Below are 17735 nucleotides of genomic sequence, written 5' to 3' on the forward strand. Positions count from 1 at the left end.
CACCCGCGGTGATGTTGCCCTGGGTTTTACCTTCGATGCTGATATAACATGGAGTTGGCATGGATATGCTCCTGATAGATTAGTGAAATGAGATAGCACTCGAGCGAATCTGTTAGCAGCGTCCATGCCATCTATAAATTTCATTAACTATCAATGAGTTACCAATAGCTCGCGCTAATTGCCATGCAACAACAAGCAATTTTTTGCTTTATCTCACTCAATACATCGTTAATCGTTGCCCATCCAGTTTTTAAATCTGGTTAATACGCAATACATTGCGCAGTTCAGAACGATTCACTGTAATGGCGACAATTTAGCCACTCGCAATATTGCACCGGCACAGGTGCACGCTTTCCGCGTTGATGCCAGCAGCCCAAATCACCATGATGCGAGTGCCCTCCTCACACCTCAGGACAATCGTGGTGCTGTCACCGTCATAGATACACAAGGGTCAATGAACTGCTTCCGTGACTTTTCCTGCGCCCCCGGAGACCCCCACTGATGAAAAAGAACCGTCACCGAGTGACGCCTGTTTTTCCATCCCAACTGTGAAGTGCATCCGATGAGTCATGGGAAATTGCGTCACGCAAGGGAAAGGTCGAGAGGATGCCTACAGCCAGTTACAGAAGCGGGCATGTAGACAACATGAACCAATCGCAGGAAGCGGGACTATGGGTAGCAAACGCTCACAAGAGCCCGGCGGGATTGGCATGCAACGACCGATACAGGAAGAAAGACCAAGACAATCAAATAAAAAAGCCCACTCCTTAAACAGATCGGGCTTGGAATGTGGCGGAGACATTTCACCAAGCAAGCTCTTGCGCACGCTACCTGGCAATCCCTTCCCGCTTCTCCACCAGAAAGTCCATCAGCGCTCTGATCTTGGCCGGCATCTGGGCCCGCGACGGCACGTAGAGATAAAACCCCGGGAAGGGGGGGCACCAGGGGGCGAGCACCCGCACCAGTGATCCGTCACTCAGGTACTGGCGCACCCGCAGATCCAGGTGTTTGACCAACCCCACCCCCTGCAGGGCCGCCTGCAGCATGCTGTCGTCGTCGTTGAACACGGCGTTGCCCTTGGGATCGACGATCTGGGTGTGCTGCTCCTCATCGGGGGAGGTAAACGACCAGCGGTCGATGGTGTTGCTGGAGGTGAAACGGTAGGCCAGGCAGTTGTGCCGGGTGAGGTCGCCTGGGGTCTGCGGCGTGCCATGCTGCCTGAAATAGTCGGGTGAGCCGACAATGGCCATGGTCAGAGGGGGAGTGATGGGCACCGCCACCACGTGTTCATCCAGGCTCTCTCCCAGGCGAATGCCGGCATCCATCCCGTCGGCGATGATGTTGGAAAACCCGTCCGCCATCACCAGCTCCAGCCGCAGCTTGGGATGACGCGCCAGAAACTCCCCCATGTGCGGCTCGATCAGCAGCCTGGCGGCGATGCGCGAGCTGTTGATGCGAATAAGGCCCGAGGGCTCGAGGTGGGAGTCATTGAGCTCGCTCACCACCCGCTCGATGGCCGTGAGGGAGGGTTGCAGCACGTCCAGCAGGCGCCGTCCCTCCTCGGTCAGCGACATGTCGCGGGTAGTGCGGTTGAGCAGCCGCACCTGTAGCTGTTGCTCCAGCCCCTTGAGGTGCTGGGAGAGGGCGGCGCGGGTCACCCCCATCTCGGTGGCGGCCTTGGTGAAGCTGCGATGGCGGGCGATGTGGGCAAACCACGTCAGTGACGCGACGAGTGAAGGTTCTATGGGCATTTGTTTAGCCTGGCTAATCAGTCATGTCTTGATAGGTGCGTATATCTAGCTCAATAGACCTACTACTATTAGCTCGAACTCGCGTCAAGCATGACGACCCTGAACCTAACGGAGAGCCCGACCATGTCCCATGTCACCTTCCCCAATCGCAACGGCCAAGGCATCACCATGGCCGCCATCGTTCACTTCCCGCCGCACTTCGATGAGCGCAAGCAGTACCCGGCGGTCGTGGTCTCCCACCCCGGCGGCGGGGTGAAGGAGCAGACCGCGGGCCTGTACGCCAGCAAGCTGGCCGAGCAGGGCCTCATCGCCATCGCCTTTGACCGCTCCTATCAGGGCGAGAGCTCGGGCGAGCCGCGTCAGCTGGAGAACCCCCATGTCAGCACCGAGGACGTCAGCGCCGTGGTGGACTACCTGACCACGCTGCCCTATGTCGATGAGAACCGGATCGGGGCCATGGGCATCTGCGCCGGCGCCGGCTACAGCGCCAATGCCGCCATCCAGGATCGCCGCATCAAGGCGCTCGGCATGGTCAGCGCGGTCAACATCGGCCAGATGTTCCGCAATGGCTGGGACAACAGCGTCAAGGATGCCGATGCCACCGGCTATCTGGCGTTCGGCTCCCAGGCCCGCACCGCAGATGCGACCGGCACCGCCTACGCCACCATCCCCTTGGCGCCCCTGCGTGAAGAGGATGCCCCCAACGAGGAGCTGCGCGAAGCCTGGGAGTACTATCACACCCCGCGCTGCGAGCACCCCAACGCGCCGGGCTTTGCCCTGACCCGCAACCTGAATCAGATCATCACCTACGACGCCTATCACAAGGCCGAGGCCTTCCTGACCCAGCCCATTCTGGCGGTGGCAGGCAGTGTGGCCGGCAGCAAGTGGATGAGCGACGACCTGCTGGCGCGCGCCGCAAGCACAGACAAGACCCTGCATGTGGTGGAGGGGGCCAACCACATGTCCCTCTACGATGTGCCCCGCCATGTCGACGAGGCCATCGCCCAACTAGCTCCCTTCTTCCTGCGGACCCTGAACTAATCGGCCCGCGAGAGGGGGAGGCCCCTCTCGCTTATCGAGGAGCATCATCATGAGCCATGTATTGAACCTGACCTATCAGAACCTGGGCTGGCAGACGGCGGCCGACCTCTACCTGCCGCCCGATTTCGACGAGCAAAAGCGCTACCCGGCCATCGTCAGCACCCACCCCATCGGCAGTTGCAAGGAGCAGACCGCCGGCAATGTCTACGCCAAAGGGTTGGCCGAGGCGGGGTTCGTGGTGCTGGTGCCCGACGCCAGCTTCCAGGGCGCCAGCGGCGGTGAGCCGCGCTTTATCGAGGATCCGGCCATTCGGGTCTCCGACATCCGCTTCGCGGTGGACTACCTGCAATCCCTCTCTTATGTGGATAGCGATCGCATCGGCGCCATCGGCGTGTGCGGCGGCGGCGCCTACACCATCCATGCGGGCATCACGGATCACCGCCTCAAGGCGCTGGTCTCCATCACCGGGGTCAACTATGGCCGCCTGATCCGCGAAGGCTTCGCCCAGTTCAAACCTCTTGAGCTGGCCCAGAGTATCGCCCGGATGCGTACGGCGCAGGCACAAGGGAGCGCCACTGAACCCACCGATCTGCTGCCAGAGTCCGTGGCGGCGGCCACCGCGGCAGGCATCACCGACATCGACGTGCTGGAGGCCACCGAGTACTACAAGACGGCGCGCGGCCAGCAGCCCCATGGCGCGACCCGCCAGCTGATGTCCTTCACCGGCGCCGCCATGGGATGGGATGCCTTCCTCCACGCCGAGGTACTGCTGACCCAGCCGCTGATGGTGGTCATCGGCGACAAGGCGGGGGGCTTTGGGGCCTATCGGGATGGTTGGGAGATCTACGGCCGCGCCGCCTCCACCGACAAGCACATTGTCGTGGCCGAAGGCTGGTCCCACTACGACCTCTACGACAAACCCGAGCCGGTGGCCATCGCCATGGCAAGCGTGGTGCCCTTCTTCCAGCGCACCCTGTGATCCCGCGGTGGGGGCATCCCCCACCCATTGATGAGACAAACGAAAGGTCAACCGATATGCGAAACGTACTGATCCTCGAGGTCAGTCCATATCTAACTGCTAGGTGTCTACAAAGCCGGTGGTGATTCAGTATGGCCACCGTGCAAGCCCAGATGAAGGCGGAGATCATCAAACATCTGTTTGCCCCATCTGCCCGCGAGTTCCTACAACTCCGACGAAATCAACACAAAGGCTGGAGCCATATTCACACACATCTACAGCACAGGAACCAATGACAACTCCGCGATATATCACTGAGCTACAACCAGATAAACCGTGTCCAAAACAAAACTTAGTGCTTGGCAAAAATTGAGGGAGGCATTCAGCCTCCCTCATTTTTTTGCTTTAAACAAACACGCCCAGGGCTGTTAACGTACCGGGCCCGAACAAAAACTATGCGTGAGGGTAATCAAGACGACAATCCCATCGCTTCGATAAAACGCTCGGTGATCTGCTGCGGGCGAGTAATTGCGCCGCCAACAACGACTGCATGAGCGCCTAGCTGCAAGCAACGGGCAGCCATTTGCGGGGTGTTAACATTCCCTTCAGCAATGACAGGCTTATTGACCGCCTCCAGCACAGAGCGCAGAAAGGCAAAATCATCGTCATAAAGCTTGTGGCTCTGAGTCTCGGCAGTGTAGCCATGAAGCGTCGTGCCGATGCAGTCGAAGCCCAATTGCTCGGCATGCAGTGCCTCTTCCACGGTTGCAATGTCGGCCATCAGCATTAACTGCGGATAGCGTGCACGAATTGTCCCCACCATCTGAGCCAATGTCAGCCCATCGGGGCGTTGATGGAATGTGGCATCAAGCGCAATCATCTCAGGCGAAGCGGCCATCAGCTCGTCCACTTCCCGCATGGTCGCAGTGATATAGACATCAGAACCTGGATAATCCCGCTTGAGGATCCCTATCACCGGCAGGGAGACCTCCTGCTTGATCGCCTTGATATCCACCACGCTGTTTGCCCGGATGGCACTGGCACCACCACGGGCTGCTGCCAGTGCCATCTTGCCCATGATGAAGTCACTGTGAAGCGGTTCATCTTCCAGCGCCTGACAGGAAACGATTAACTTGCCTTTGATCTGGTTCAGCATTGTACAACTCATGCTCCCAATAACTCCTCGATCTCGTTCTTGATAATGGTGACATGCGGGCCATAGATAACCTGGATGCCATTGCCCTTGGTGATCACTGCAAGTGCTCCAGTCTGCTTTAACAAGCCTTCACTGACGCTCTCCCCGTTATGTACGGAGACGCGCAGCCGGGTCGCACAACAATCCACATCCTTGATGTTGGTCGCGCCGCCAAGCCCGATGATGATGGCTTTGGCACGATCGGCGCCGACCGCTTCCGTTGTCTCTTCCTGCTGATCTTCGCGTCCCGGTGTTTTGAACTTGAAGCGCTGGATCATGAAACGGAATGAAATGTAGTAGAGGCAGAACCAGGGAATGCCCACCAACGGAACCAGCATCCAGTTGGTTTTAGCTTGGCCTTGCAACACGCCAAACAGCATGAAGTCAATAAAGCCACCGGAGAAGGTCTGCCCGATAGTGATGTTGAGCATGTGCGCCAGCATGAATGCCAGACCGTCAAAGAAGGCGTGCAACACATAGAGCGGCGGTGCAATAAACAGGAATGAAAACTCGATAGGTTCGGTGATCCCTGTCAGGAATGAAGTCAGTGCAGCCGAAATGAGCAGGCCTGCCACCCGCTTCTTGTTCTCGGGTCGAGCGCAGTGATAAATCGCCAGACATGCGCCCAGCAGACCAAACATCATGGTGATGAAACGGCCGGACATGAAGCGGGCCGTGCCCTCATAGAACTGGACCGTATTGGGATCAGCCAGCTGCGCGAAGAAGATGCGCTGGGTTCCTTCCACCAGATGACCGTTGATCAGCTCGCTGCCACCCAGTGCGGTGGTCCAGAACGGGAGATAGAAGATATGGTGCAGACCGAATGGACCGAGCATCCGCAGCACAAAACCGTAGATAAAAGTGCCAAGATAACCGGTGGCATCGACCAGCCCACCCATCCCGAAGATCAGCTTCTGAAAATGGGGCCAGACCACGTACATCACACACCCGAGCAGGATGGCAGCGAGTGAACAGACGATTGGCACAAAACGGGAACCGCCAAAAAAGCCCAAAAACTGCGGCAGTTGCACCTTGTTATAACGGCTATGCAGCCAATAGCTCATCAGCCCGACAACCACGCCACCGAATACGCCGGTCTCCAGCGTCTGGATCCCGAGCGCCATCCCTTGACCTGCAGCTCCCAGATTGCCGCTCGCCAGGGTATCGGAGAGCTTGAGCAAGGTGCTGATACTGGCATTCATTACCAGATAGGCAAGCAACGCAGAGAGACCGGCAGTCCCCTTGTCAGAACGGGCCAACCCTACGGCAACCCCCACGGCAAACAGCACCGCCAGGTTGGCAAACACAATGGCACCGGCATCGGCCATCAGCATAAACAACCCCTGTAACCAGGGCACATCAAGGAACGGGTAGGCAACCAGCGTGTTCGGATTGGAAAGCGAGCCACCAATCCCCAGTAACAACCCTGCAGCAGGCAAGACGGCGATGGGCAACATAAACGATTTGCCAAAACGCTGCGCCTTTTCGAATAACGGGCTGCTTCCCGTCTTCTCGGACAGTGACATGATAAAAATCTCCACGAGTGAACCACACTGGTGGTAATTTTTATCAACACAACTTAAATGTCATGATAATTATTTTTATGCTGTGACCGCTCTCACATTCATAACGTGAATCGCGTTAAAATCATGGCAATTTGAATCCTCTCCCTCCTGAAGGAGTCCCCATTGAATCAACCTGTAGAAGCACCACGCGTTCTCTTGCTGCTTCGCCATCAACTCGCCACATACAGCCAGACCCTGCAGCGGTTGGGGCAATTCGTGCTGGAACAGCCCCAGCGCGTGCTCTATCTGACCATCACCGAGCTTGCCCGTGAGAGTGGCACCAGCGAGGCCAGCGTGACTCGACTTTGCCGTGGTGTAGGGTGCCGTGGTTACACAGAGTTCAAGATGGCGCTGGCTCTGGAAACCCAGCAGGAACAAGCCAGCCAACCTCAGGCATCGGCGACCAGTGCATTTAGCACTCTGATTGAAGAGAGTGTGGCGGCATTGCGTGATACCGGGGCCTTGGTCAGCCAGCAGGCACTCTTACAAAGTGCCGAACTATTGGAGAAGGCCCGCCAGATCCAGATCTATGGTGTTGCTGCGAGTGCGATTATCGGGGAGTACCTGGCTTATCGTTTACTGCGTATGGGCATATCTGCTCAACAGTTCAGTGATATGCATCGCGCCGCGATGAACGCGACTAGCCTGAAACCGGGGGATGTGGTGATAGCAGTGTCCAGCTCGGGTTCGACCAAAGATCTGCTGCATGCGGTACAACTGGGCAAAGAGCATGGTGCCAGCGTCATTGTTCTCAGTAACACCAGCCGCAGCCCGCTCGCCTCACTGGCCGATCAACTGTTGGTGGCAGCCAAGCCGGAAGGGCCGCTGACTGCAGGTTCATTCCACTCCAAGATCAGTGCAATGCTGGTTATTGAGCTACTGAGTCAACAGCTATTGGAAAATAGGCCGGAGCTGGCGGGAGCTATCTCGGATAGTGCCAAGGCTACGTTGCCTTGGTTGATATAATCGCTAGCGAGGGAAGCATCATCAATACTTGGACACCAGATTGGATCGATGTCCAATGTAATCCATCCGGGTAGTATGTCCGCCAACACCAAATGGCACACTGAATGGTATACCAGAAAAAGATAAAAATGAAAAAGCCCAACCTAATCAATAGGTTGGGCTTGGTATATGGCGGAGAGACAGGGATTCGAACCCTGGGTGGTATTGCTACCACAATTGATTTCGAGTCAATCCCGTTCGGCCACTCCGGCATCTCTCCGTGAGGAGAGTTTTTACCCAAGGAGCCCGAAGAATGCAATAAAAATATCTTTAATATCAAACGACTGAACATAAAAGGAGCACCTGGCTTCATCTCGGTGTGTTCCGGACGAAAACCCATTTTGTCTTCATATTGCCGGCAACATGACAGAAATGACCGCGTTCAGGCCGGTTACGCCCCTTCTACAGCATGTAACCCGGTAGGCAGACTGGAAATCCTCGGCCGATTCAGGAACAATCGGCGTCCCTCCTTGGCGAAATGACGACATGTCCGCCCCGATATAAAGATGTGAATTGATGGAAAGCCTCATGCCGATAGAATCTGCTCTCTCCTTCCTGCTGACCATGACCATGCTCTGCACCACTCAGGTGCTGGCCCAGACCTACCCGCTCCCGCCCGCCAACAGCCGTCTGATCGGCGAGCTGGAAGACTACATAGTCCAACCCAACGATCATCTGGAACTGGTCGGGAAAAATACCCACACCGGTTTTTTGGCACTGCTTGAGGCCAACCCGGGTGTTGATCCCTATCTGCCCACCCCGGGAACCCGGCTGACCCTGCCCACCCAGATGCTGCTGCCCGATGTGCCCCGAGAGGGCATTGTCATCAACCTGCCCGAGCTGCGTCTCTACTACTTCCCCAAGGGGAAGGACGAGGTGATCGTGCTGCCCATCGGGATTGGCGATGTCGGCCGTGAAACCCCGGAGATGACGACTACCATCATCGAGAAAAAGCCGAACCCGACCTGGGTGCCCGGCCCCATGGTGCGCAAGTCCTGGCTGGAACAAAAAGGGATCTCCCTGCCGGCGGTCGTTCCCCCCGGCCCTGAAAACCCCCTTGGCAAATTTGCCATGCGGCTGGGCTATGGCAACCGGGATTATCTGATCCACGGCACCAACAAGGAGTTTGGCGTCGGTTTGCGGGTCAGCGCCGGCTGCATCCGTCTGCGTCCGGATGACATAGAGTCGCTGTTCAAGATAGTGCCCGTCGGCACACCGGTACGGGTCATCAACCAGCCGGTCAAGGTCGCCATCGAACCCGATGGCCGGCGCTGGCTGGAGGTGCACTCGCCCCTGTCCCGTACCGAGGAAGAACTCGAAAATGGCGCCCCTTTGGTTCTGTCACCAGCCATCGAGCAATTTATCAGCGCGCCCGAGGTCACTCAGGCCGATGTCACCGCCGCACTGGACAGCAAGAACGGGCTGCCCCGACCTATCAGCGGCTAAGTACCGGAGTCATCATTGCTCATGAGATACCTGCTCCTCCTGTTCATGCTGGCAAGCCCCCCCTCATGGGCCAAGGACATTCTCTGGATGCGCAACGGCGATCGCCTGACCGGAACCATAGAGGAGATCACCGATGAGTCGGTGCGCATCGCCCTGCCCTATAGCCAGGCCGTGACGATCAAACGGGAAGCAGTCAAACGCTGGCGGCTGGAGAAGCAGGACAAACCCAGAGCCACGGCCAAGGGGGGCATACCGCTATTTCAGGGGGATGAGGATGAGCGCAATGCCTGGCTCTGGACCGGTAATGGCGATCTCAATATCAAGCTCAAGGAGAACGAGACCCGCACCAACGACATCAACATCAAGGGCAAGACGGAGGTCGCCAACCTCGACTGGCGTTACAGCCTGTCAGGGGAGTACAACTACGAAACCGCCAATGGCGAGACCAACAGTCACGACTATAAACTCAACCCGACCCTGGACTTTTTCTTCAACAATCACTGGTTTGTCCGCAACTCCCTCAATGCCGAGTACGACATGCTGGATGAGAACTACCTCCAATTGGACTTCAGCTCGGGCCCCGGTTACCGTTTCTGGAACGACAAGCGCAGGCGGCTCGAACTGATTGCCCAGGCGGGCATACAGCGCACCTATTTTCGCGACGGCAGCTGGACAGGCCTGCGCCTGTTTGATTCCCGCATCATCAGCTACCCCATCGGTAGCCTGGGCTGGGATTACCGTCAGCCATTCTCGCTCTGGCAACAGCAGTTAGAACTGTTCAGCAAGGGGACTTATTTGAAATATCTGTCACAGCCGTCCCCCTATGTCACCCTGGAGCAGGATATCAATGGCAGCATAGGACTGCGTTACTACCTCAACGACAATATCCGCCTCTCCTGGTCGAGTGAGCTCGACTGGCAGGATGGGGAGATCCGGTATGAGGGGGTAGAGCAGAGCCTCAAGGAGAGCGAGATCCGCCATCTGATCAGCCTGGGTGCCAGTTTCTAGGCAAGCGACTGTCAAATACAGCCATATAAAGAAGGGGAGCCGTGATGGCTCCCCTTTACTATTGCATGATCCGGGTTCAAATCAGACCCCAGGCGGCAATCTGGTAGATCCACACCATGGCCAGAACAGTGCCAACCAACCCCATGATGACGCCGATCCGCACCATCTGGTAGCTCTCCACCAGACCGGTCGCGTGGGCCAACGCATTGGGTGGCGTACTGATCGGCAAGGACATGCCAAGGGATACCGAAATGGTGACTGCCAGGATCAGGGTGTGGCTTCCCCCCCACTCGGCCAGTCCCGGCATGCTGACGGCCAGCGCCGCCACCAGTGGTAACAGCAGGTTGGCCGTCGCCGTATTGGACATGAAGTTGGCCATCACTACCGCCAGCAGACAGGCCCCTACCAGCACCACCAAAGTAGAGTATTCATGGAACGGGATATGGGTGATCAGCCGCTCCGCCAATCCGGAATCCTCCAGCGCCAGACCCAGCGCGATACCGCCCGATACCAGCCACAACACGTCCAGAGAGATCCTGTGCAAATCCTCCTTGGTGATAATGCCCGTGATGAGGAATACCGCCACCGGGATCATGGCGACCACATAGGAACTCATGCCGTGCAGGTCACCCATCAGCCACAACACTATGGTGAGGATAAAAGTGAGGTAAACCACCCAGGCCCGGGGCGTTTGCATGAAGCGCCCCTCAATCTTGAGATCCATCTGCTTGAGCTGGCTGGGATAGAAACGCCCAAGCAGGAACCAGCCGAGCAGCAGCAACAGCACCACGAAGGGCACCGCAAATCCCATCCACTGACCAAAGGAGATGGCATGCTCACCGGTCAGGTACTTGAGAGCTACGGCGTTGGGGGGCGTACCAATCGGTGTGCCTATCCCCCCCAGGTTGGCCGCCAGGGGAATCGCCAGCACAAACCCGATCTTGGCGGGATCCTTGTCGGGAAACACCGCCAATACCGGCGCCAGGATCGCCAGCATCATGGCCGTGGTCGCGGTATTGCTCATGAACATGGAGAAGGTCGCGGTGATCAGCATGAGACCCAGCATGACGACACGCGGATTGCGCCCGAAGGGGCGCAGCAGCACCCGGGCCAGATTCACGTCCAGATGATATTTGGTCGCGGCGATGGCCAAAAAGAAGCCACCGAGAAACAGCATGATGACCGGGGAGGCAAAGGTAGCCATGATCTCGGTCGAGGTCAGCAAGGTGCCAAAGCCGGTCTCGCCCTTGTCGGCCGTCATGAACCAGAGCCCCTTGTCAGAGAGCAGCAGCAGCTCCAGCACTATGATCAGGACCGAGGTGGCAAAGATGGGGATGGGCTCGAGGATCCAGCACAGTGCGGCCAGCACGAAGATGGCGACAACCCGCTGCTCCACCACTGTGATCCCCTCCAACGGGATCCAATGGGTCGGGATCAACAGGATAAACAGGCTGAGCAGCACAGGCAGAATAATCTTGTGATTAATTGGCACTATTTTCTCCAGGATAGGGAGCAAGGATTCAATAGTGGCATAAAATGCTATCTCATCAGTTCGCCGTCTTATCAAAATGAGAGCTGGCTAACTGCGACGACACCGGTTTTGTGAGTCATATCAAGCTGTTCATGACACTGGCTGTCATGGGCAGACCACCCTCTCTTCGCCCAATACAAAAACGGACCCGACAAAGCGGGCCCGTTCAACGACTTACTGCAAAGACGTGATTAAAAATAGATGCGGGTCACCGACTCGATGACGCAGCCGGGACGGCGGATCCCTTCGATCTCCACCTTGATCTCCTTGAGCAGCTCCAACCCACCCTTGATGGGGGTGACGCGGGCCAGTTTGGTGCGCGCGCGAATATTGCTCTCCACCTTGATGGGATAGGGGAAACGCACCTGGTCGAGACCAAAGTTCACCACCATGCGAGCGGTGGGAAACTCGGGAGTGCTCTCGTCAACCGAACCGGTCAACTGCGGCAGCAACGCCAGGGTCAGGAAGCCGTGAGCGATGGTGGTCTTGAAGGGCGACTCGGCGGCGGCACGCTCGGGATTGGTGTGGATCCACTGGTGATCCCCCGTCACCGCAGCAAACTGATCGATCATCTGCTGGCTGACATGGAGCCATTCACCGACGTGAGTCTCTTCACCGATACGGCCCTGCAACTCGGCATAGAGTGCGGCAGCGGCCTCGTCCAGCTCGATGGCCGGCTCCTGCACCATGGCAGGCTGGCCATTGGCAACCTGGGCGACGGCGACGGACTCTTGCTGCTGACCGTGCTGGGTTTCACCGTGAGGGTCGAGCACGCGCCCCAGCAAAGGATGCAGGTGTGCCTTTTGCTGAAACTCACGCCAGTAGTCGCGGATCGCCGGAGAGAGCCAATCCTTGAGCTCAAAGGGGTGCTGCGCCAAAATTTCGCGCTTGTGCTTCAGAAAATCGACAACTTTCATCTACCGATCCCTATTCGATTCAATGCCTATAAGAGGTCTAACCAGTCCTATTTTATTAAAGTTACAGGTGAAAGTGCAAAAAAATCTCGGCGTACAACTGTACCAAGGCGAAAGTGACTACTTACAGGTCCTAAATAAAGATAATCTGCCAAGCTGGGTTCGGATGGCAAAACGCCTTGATTTAGCTAAAAAACAACCAAAAAAGTCATCAAAAAAGGCCCTGCCGGGCCTTGTGAAAAACAACTCATCGGGTTCTGGACCACCAGGCTGTTCGAGCGGCCTTGTCGAGGAACGTCCAGGCCAATACCCGGCTGATCTTGTTCCCCTGTGCCATGTCGATGACCCGCACGTCGACGGCGCCGACCCGACCCAACGCTTTTTTCGCTGCAGGCAGGTTCTCTTTCTTCGAAACCAGGGAGCTGAACCAGAGGCACTGGCCGGCAAACTCCCAGCTTTGACCAATCATGTTGGCCAGAAAAGCCGCCTCGCCTCCCTCGCACCAGAGCTCGGCCTTCTGACCGCCGAAATTGAGCACAGGCTTGCCCGCCTCTCCTTTGCCCAGATTGCGCAGCTTGCGCTCGGTTCCCTTGCTCGCCTCCTCCAGCGAGGCGTGAAACGGCGGGTTGCAAAGGGTCAGCGAAAACTGCTCCCTGGGCCCAATGATGCCGCGAAAAACCTGCCTGGCATTGGTCTGCAGGCGACATTCGATCTGTTTGCCGAGGCCATTGCTGGCGGCCAGCAGGGTCGCTGCCTTGACCGATACGGGATCGATATCCGCCCCCACGAAGCGCCAGCCATACTCTCGAGCCCCCAGCAGTGGATAGATGCAGTTCGCACCGACCCCGATATCCAGCACCCGTACCTGTTTGCCGCTGGGCACCTCCCCTGCGCTCTCGGCCAGAAGATCCGCCACCCGATGCAGATAGTCGGCGCGCCCCGGGATGGGCGGGCAAAGATAACCGGCAGGCAGATCCCAATGGGCAATGCCATAGTGACGTGCCAGCAGAGCCTTGTTCAGCGCCTTGACGGCCACCGGATCGGCAAAGTCGATGGTGCGTTTGCCATAGTCGTTGGTGAACACATGGGCTGCCAACTCGGGAGTCACCAGACAGAGTGCCTCAAGGTCGTAACCCTCCTGATGACGGTTGCGGGGATGGAGTCCGGATTTGCGGTCACTGTGCGATGTCATATTGGGTCTGCCGAGGAAAAACGGGGGCCACACTATAGTGACTTGAGGCGGTAAAGTCTAAATGACGGCCATAAAAAAACCGGGCTGCGAGAGCCCGGTTCAAGTGAGGTTGGAAAAACAGTCCGTACCGCGAGCCGTTTGTCCAGCCTGACTCAGATATCGATCCGGCGTGCCTGCCAGAACTTGCTGCGCCAGTAGGCACTGTCGAGCTTGGAGCGCGTTACCCCGGCTCGGGTGGAGGCGTGGATGAACTCGCCATTACCCACATAGATGCCGACATGATTGAGGCGACGATTGATCTTGAAGAAGACCAGATCCCCTTCGACCAGATCCTGCTTGGCAACGCGAGCGCCTTCATGAACCTGGGAGCGGGTATCCCGGGGCAATTCGATGCCGATGGCATTGCGGAATACTTCGCGGGTGAACGCCGAGCAATCGATACCACGTTCAGTGGTGCCACCATAACGGTAGGGTGTACCGCGCCACTCTTTGTACACGGTCAGAATTTCGTTCACATCCGGTGTTTGCGACGGTTCCGGTTCGACAACGGGTTCCATCATGGCAACTTCAATCTTGCTCGCGACCTCGGGCTGGGGTGCCGAAGCACAACCCACCATACCGAGCGCGACCAGCAGTAGCATCAGGTGGCGCAATCCTTTATCCCCGTAAAAGCGTAAATCTTGTTAAAATACGGCCCCAAAGGGCAATTCATAAGGCAACAGCACTCGACTATATCCAAGAATTCTATCGAGGCAAGTGAAAATCCCTATCGAGGTCACATTTTTGCAAGTAAATGCGTTGTTTTTCATAATTAATGTGATCATGAACAAACAATATACAATCCCCGAAATGGCCTCGGGCCTCATAGAAAACTGACTTTTATCCCTGTTTCAGCCCCTTTTTAAAGTGAAAAATTATGACCGCCACGGATCTTTTTTTGTTAAGACCGGCAGACATCCATGAAGCCCAGCTCACCCGGCTGACCACCCTGTTATCCGCAGAAGAGAGAGAGATCTGGCACTCGATAACGCTGCCGGCGCGGCGCCAGGAGTACCTGGTCAGCCGGGGCCTGTTGCGCCAGCTTCTGGCCGAACGGCTGCAGCAACCGGCCAGTGAATTGCACTTTGGCCAGGGGGAGCATGGCAAGCCACGGCTGCAGGATGATGCCTGGCATTTCAACCTCAGCCACAGTGGTCCCTGGCTGGTGCTGGCCCTGAGCGCGCAGGGGCCGCTCGGGGTCGATCTCGAGCTGGGCATGCGCCGCCGCAGTCCCCTGCCCCTCGCCCGGCGCTTCTATGCCAAGAGCGAATACAGCTGGCTCAGTCAGCTGCCAGACGCTCAACAGGAGAGTGCCTTTTACCGGCTCTGGTCACGCAAGGAGGCGGTGCTCAAAGCCCATGGTGGCGGCATCGCCGCCGGGCTTGAGAAGATCTGTTTCCTCCCGGAAGAGGGGTGGCGTCTCGACAACCGGCTGGATAACACGTGCTACCAGGTGCAGGACTGGCCATTTGCCAGCGGCTGGTTGAGCATTGCGGCCAGTCATTCCCAGGTTCACTGCTACCGGCTGGATGAACGCTTGAATTGCCATGCCATCAGCCCCATGTTGTTCAACACCCTTTCTGAAGAGTCCAACTCATGATCGTCGACATTACTCCCCAGAATTTTCACGCCGAACTGATCGATGCCTCTATGAAGAAGCCGGTCGTCATCTACTTCCATGCGCCGCAGATGCCGGAATGCCAGGGAATGAACCCGCTGGTCGAATCTCTGGTCGGCCCTGCCAACCCGCAGGTGACCCTGGCCAAAGTGGACATGAACGATCCCCAGCTGCAGCCGCTGGCCAGCCAGCTCGGGCTGCGCGCCCTGCCCGCCCTGGTGCTGTTCCATCAGGGCCGCCCCGACGAACAGGCGATCATCGAAGGCCCGCAGGATGAGGCCACCCTGCGCCAGTACTTTGCCGCCTTCGCACCCAAGGAGGAGGAAGAGTTGCTGGCCAAGGCCCAGCAGGCGCTGGCCGACGAGCAGCCCAGCACCGCCTATGCCCATCTTGGCAAGGCCCACCAGCTGGCTCCTGACCGTCACGATATCAGCCTGTGGCTCATTCAGGCGGCGCTCGACCTCAATCTGCTGGATGAAGCGCAGGAGCTCCTCGGTCAGATCCCCATGGTGGCGCAGGATGGTCACTACCAGGCCCTGAGTTCACGGCTTGCCCTGGCACTGCAAGCTGCCGACAGCCCTGAGCTGCGGGCACTGGAGGCGCGCTACGCCGAACATCCGGATGATTTTGCCCTGGCTCAGGATCTGGCGGTGCAATACAACCAAGCGGGACGTCAGGAAGAGGCGCTGGGGCTGCTGCTGAGCATTCTCAAGCGGGATCTGGCGTTTGGCGATGCCAGAAAAACTTATCTCGATATTCTGGCGACCATGGGCAGTACGCCGGCGGCGCAAAACTATCGTCGCAAACTCTACAGCCTGCTCTATTGAGAGACGCGAAATAACGTGTGGAATTACGTGGGGGAGTGCCGGGAAACCGGCATGACCTCATGGGTCAGGAAGTGAACGTCAGGTAAAGAATTGGTGAATTTCAGACATAAAAAAATGGCGCATTGCTGCGCCATTTTTTTGCATGGATTACTTCTTGTAGGAAGTAGCCATGTTGTCGATGCGCTGGTTAGCACGCATAGCTTCTTGCTTGGCTTCAGCAACATCAGCAGCGATCTTGGACTGATCAGCACGAACTGCGCTAACATCTTGAGCCAGCTGGTCAACTTTGTTAGACAGATTCTGAACGGAGGTTTCCAGTTCGCTGGTGTTAGCGCAACCACCCAGCAGAGCGGACAGACCAACAACACCTACCAACAACAATTTTTTCATTTTTAAAGCTCCCTTGAACTCGCCAGACGTTTAGCAAGCGGCGTGATTATGGCACAAAAAAATCATACTTTGCATAGCCCCCAGCACAGATAAATGCATTAAAACCCTCATTTTTTTTCGACCGAGCATTTTTTACCCAGAATCGACCAAAAATGAGTGTCACGTAACCGGGGTACGCACAAAGACTAACCAAAAACTTCCCTTATTACAATTTCGTATGAGCCTCAGGCGGTTTGTTCTGACAACAATTGGCGATATTGCACCAAATCCTCGATAGTCAAGACCGGCATCTGATGCTTGCGACCAAAAGTGACCAGATCCGGCAGCCGCGCCATGGAGCCATCCTCCCGAGTCAACTCACACAATACGCCGAACGGTTTGAGCCCGGCGAGCTGCATCAGATCGACCGTCGCCTCGGTGTGACCACGACGGGTCAAGACCCCGCCGGTGCGGGCCCGCAGCGGGAAAACATGGCCCGGGCGATGCAGATCCCCCGGCTTGGCGCCATCGGCAATGGCGGCGCGGATGGTGGTGATGCGATCGGCGGCGGAAACACCGGTGGTGACCCCTTGCGCCGCCTCGATGGTGACGGTGAATGCGGTCTGATAGTGGCTGGAGTTGGCCTCCACCATCATGGGCAATTCGAGCTGGCGCACCCGCTCATCGGTCAGGCAGAGGCAAACGATGCCGGAGCACTCGCGGATCATCAGCGCCATCTGTTCGTTGGTCATGGACTGCGCGGCGAAAATGAGGTCGCCCTCGTTCTCCCGATCTTCATCGTCGGCAACCAGAACGCCACGACCGGCACGCAAGGCCTCGAGCGCAGCTTCGACACGAGCAACGGGATCACCGAATTCACTGAGTAGAGACTGATTCATGGTAAAACTCCTAAACAAGACAAGGACCAGAATCAGGGCACGGAAAGGCAGACAGAGATAGGCATGCAGCGGCTGGCCCGCGGGGGGCTTGCCTGCAATAGTCTGTCTTATCCTCTTTCATCCGGACTGTAACCGTCGGCTCCGGCATCTCACCGGATCTGCTGACCCCGACCCGGTGTCAAACCGGGGTCGGGCGCTCGCGGGCTCCCCGAGTCAATCGGGATACCGCCGGTGGGGAATTTCACCCCGCCCTGAGAATAAGCCCGGACAGCCTAAAGAAAAACGGTTGCAGATACCAGCCCAAATCCCTGTCAACGCGAAAACCGACTATGGAAGGACTCGTCTGTTGCAGACTCAGACCGCCCTGACCCAGAAGA

At 57.3% G+C, this 17735-nt stretch carries 16 protein-coding genes, 1 tRNA gene and 1 riboswitch; of the genes, 7 read left to right on the forward strand and 10 right to left on the reverse strand.

Annotated features, from left to right (window positions below; genetic code table 11):
• Nucleotides 1-827: 827 nt before the first annotated feature.
• Nucleotides 828-1751 (reverse strand): LysR family transcriptional regulator, encoded by a 924-nt coding sequence (locus tag ACB028_RS03285; protein WP_371143500.1) that lies wholly within the window; start codon nt 1749-1751, stop codon nt 828-830.
• 123 nt (nt 1752-1874) lie between these two features.
• Here ACB028_RS03285 and ACB028_RS03290 point away from each other — a divergent pair, with 123 nt between their 5' ends.
• Together ACB028_RS03290 and ACB028_RS03295 are read left to right on the forward strand one after the other, a co-directional pair.
• The gene (locus ACB028_RS03290) at nt 1875-2792 is read left to right on the forward strand and encodes an alpha/beta hydrolase (RefSeq protein ID WP_371143501.1); all 918 of its coding nucleotides are present in this window, start codon (nt 1875-1877) and stop codon (nt 2790-2792) included.
• Between the two features lie 49 nt (nt 2793-2841).
• On the forward strand, nt 2842-3771 hold the full coding sequence (locus tag ACB028_RS03295) for an alpha/beta hydrolase (RefSeq protein ID WP_371143502.1): 930 nt from the start codon (nt 2842-2844) through the stop codon (nt 3769-3771).
• A 448-nt stretch (nt 3772-4219) separates the two neighbouring features.
• Here ACB028_RS03295 and ACB028_RS03300 read toward each other — a convergent pair whose 3' ends face one another.
• Nucleotides 4220-4906 (reverse strand): N-acetylmannosamine-6-phosphate 2-epimerase, encoded by a 687-nt coding sequence (locus ACB028_RS03300; protein WP_371143503.1) that lies wholly within the window; start codon nt 4904-4906, stop codon nt 4220-4222.
• Nucleotides 4907-4914: 8 nt separating this feature from the next.
• Nucleotides 4915-6471: a PTS transporter subunit EIIC gene (locus tag ACB028_RS03305; protein WP_042027389.1), complete on the reverse strand. Its 1557-nt coding sequence runs from the start codon at nt 6469-6471 to the stop codon at nt 4915-4917.
• Nucleotides 6472-6633: 162 nt separating this feature from the next.
• On the opposite strand from ACB028_RS03305, the gene ACB028_RS03310 reads away from it, so the two are divergent.
• The gene (locus ACB028_RS03310) at nt 6634-7476 is read left to right on the forward strand and encodes a MurR/RpiR family transcriptional regulator (RefSeq protein ID WP_042027392.1); all 843 of its coding nucleotides are present in this window, start codon (nt 6634-6636) and stop codon (nt 7474-7476) included.
• 169 nt (nt 7477-7645) lie between these two features.
• Here the strand turns inward: ACB028_RS03310 and ACB028_RS03315 are convergent.
• Nucleotides 7646-7735: transfer RNA gene (locus tag ACB028_RS03315), tRNA-Ser, on the reverse strand.
• Nucleotides 7736-8043: 308 nt separating this feature from the next.
• On the opposite strand from ACB028_RS03315, the gene ACB028_RS03320 reads away from it, so the two are divergent.
• A complete protein-coding gene (locus ACB028_RS03320; protein ID WP_371143504.1) occupies nt 8044-8961 on the forward strand; it encodes a L,D-transpeptidase family protein in 918 nt (305 codons plus the stop codon).
• A 21-nt stretch (nt 8962-8982) separates the two neighbouring features.
• Nucleotides 8983-9969 carry a DUF481 domain-containing protein gene (locus ACB028_RS03325; RefSeq protein ID WP_026457253.1) on the forward strand — a complete coding sequence of 329 codons (987 nt, stop codon included), beginning with the start codon at nt 8983-8985 and terminating at the stop codon, nt 9967-9969.
• A gap of 76 nt (nt 9970-10045) precedes the next feature.
• Here the strand turns inward: ACB028_RS03325 and ACB028_RS03330 are convergent, their stop codons facing one another.
• The 4 genes from ACB028_RS03330 to ACB028_RS03345 form a co-directional block, all read right to left on the reverse strand.
• Nucleotides 10046-11461, reverse strand: a complete 1416-nt coding sequence (locus tag ACB028_RS03330) for a DASS family sodium-coupled anion symporter (protein WP_371143505.1) — start codon at nt 11459-11461, stop codon at nt 10046-10048.
• A 230-nt stretch (nt 11462-11691) separates the two neighbouring features.
• On the reverse strand, nt 11692-12417 hold the full coding sequence (locus ACB028_RS03335) for a MaoC family dehydratase (RefSeq protein ID WP_042027394.1): 726 nt from the start codon (nt 12415-12417) through the stop codon (nt 11692-11694).
• Between the two features lie 244 nt (nt 12418-12661).
• Nucleotides 12662-13606: a 23S rRNA (adenine(1618)-N(6))-methyltransferase RlmF gene (gene rlmF, locus ACB028_RS03340; RefSeq protein ID WP_371143506.1), complete on the reverse strand. Its 945-nt coding sequence runs from the start codon at nt 13604-13606 to the stop codon at nt 12662-12664.
• Between the two features lie 152 nt (nt 13607-13758).
• Nucleotides 13759-14247, reverse strand: a complete 489-nt coding sequence (locus tag ACB028_RS03345) for a C40 family peptidase (RefSeq protein ID WP_042027399.1) — start codon at nt 14245-14247, stop codon at nt 13759-13761.
• Between the two features lie 275 nt (nt 14248-14522).
• Between ACB028_RS03345 and ACB028_RS03350 the strand changes: the two genes are divergently transcribed.
• Entirely contained in the window at nt 14523-15245 is a 723-nt protein-coding gene (locus ACB028_RS03350) for a 4'-phosphopantetheinyl transferase superfamily protein (RefSeq protein ID WP_371143507.1), read from the forward strand.
• Complete coding sequence (locus tag ACB028_RS03355) at nt 15242-16090, forward strand: tetratricopeptide repeat protein (RefSeq protein WP_371143508.1); 849 nt, start codon at nt 15242-15244, stop codon at nt 16088-16090. The genes ACB028_RS03350 and ACB028_RS03355 overlap by 4 nt, the downstream gene beginning before the upstream one ends.
• A 147-nt stretch (nt 16091-16237) precedes the next feature.
• On the opposite strand, the gene ACB028_RS03360 is transcribed toward ACB028_RS03355, so the two are convergent.
• Together ACB028_RS03360 and ribB are read right to left on the reverse strand one after the other, a co-directional pair.
• Nucleotides 16238-16480: an Lpp/OprI family alanine-zipper lipoprotein gene (locus ACB028_RS03360; protein ID WP_005334342.1), complete on the reverse strand. Its 243-nt coding sequence runs from the start codon at nt 16478-16480 to the stop codon at nt 16238-16240.
• Between the two features lie 224 nt (nt 16481-16704).
• Complete coding sequence (ribB, locus tag ACB028_RS03365; protein WP_042027402.1) at nt 16705-17358, reverse strand: 3,4-dihydroxy-2-butanone-4-phosphate synthase; 654 nt, start codon at nt 17356-17358, stop codon at nt 16705-16707.
• A gap of 105 nt (nt 17359-17463) precedes the next feature.
• A riboswitch (FMN riboswitch) is annotated at nt 17464-17621 on the reverse strand.
• Nucleotides 17622-17735 lie beyond the last annotated feature (114 nt).

The organism is Aeromonas sp. S9(2024) (genome assembly GCF_041403185.1).
In the GTDB taxonomy this organism is placed as follows: Bacteria; Pseudomonadota; Gammaproteobacteria; order Enterobacterales; family Aeromonadaceae; genus Aeromonas; species Aeromonas enteropelogenes.

Coding starts and splice junctions, on each gene's coding strand:
- ACB028_RS03335 (WP_042027394.1), bottom strand. CDS start 12,417: ATGAAAGTTGTCGATTTTCTGAAGCACAAGCGCGAAATTTTGGCGCAG.
- ACB028_RS03305 (WP_042027389.1), bottom strand. CDS start 6,471: ATGTCACTGTCCGAGAAGACGGGAAGCAGCCCGTTATTCGAAAAGGCG.
- ACB028_RS03300 (WP_371143503.1), bottom strand. CDS start 4,906: ATGCTGAACCAGATCAAAGGCAAGTTAATCGTTTCCTGTCAGGCGCTG.
- ribB (WP_042027402.1), bottom strand. CDS start 17,358: ATGAATCAGTCTCTACTCAGTGAATTCGGTGATCCCGTTGCTCGTGTC.
- rlmF (WP_371143506.1), bottom strand. CDS start 13,606: ATGACATCGCACAGTGACCGCAAATCCGGACTCCATCCCCGCAACCGT.
- ACB028_RS03295 (WP_371143502.1), top strand. CDS start 2,842: ATGAGCCATGTATTGAACCTGACCTATCAGAACCTGGGCTGGCAGACG.
- ACB028_RS03290 (WP_371143501.1), top strand. CDS start 1,875: ATGTCCCATGTCACCTTCCCCAATCGCAACGGCCAAGGCATCACCATG.
- ACB028_RS03350 (WP_371143507.1), top strand. CDS start 14,523: ATGACCGCCACGGATCTTTTTTTGTTAAGACCGGCAGACATCCATGAA.
- ACB028_RS03320 (WP_371143504.1), top strand. CDS start 8,044: ATGCCGATAGAATCTGCTCTCTCCTTCCTGCTGACCATGACCATGCTC.
- ACB028_RS03360 (WP_005334342.1), bottom strand. CDS start 16,480: ATGAAAAAATTGTTGTTGGTAGGTGTTGTTGGTCTGTCCGCTCTGCTG.
- ACB028_RS03345 (WP_042027399.1), bottom strand. CDS start 14,247: ATGCTACTGCTGGTCGCGCTCGGTATGGTGGGTTGTGCTTCGGCACCC.
- ACB028_RS03325 (WP_026457253.1), top strand. CDS start 8,983: ATGAGATACCTGCTCCTCCTGTTCATGCTGGCAAGCCCCCCCTCATGG.
- ACB028_RS03285 (WP_371143500.1), bottom strand. CDS start 1,751: ATGCCCATAGAACCTTCACTCGTCGCGTCACTGACGTGGTTTGCCCAC.
- ACB028_RS03355 (WP_371143508.1), top strand. CDS start 15,242: ATGATCGTCGACATTACTCCCCAGAATTTTCACGCCGAACTGATCGAT.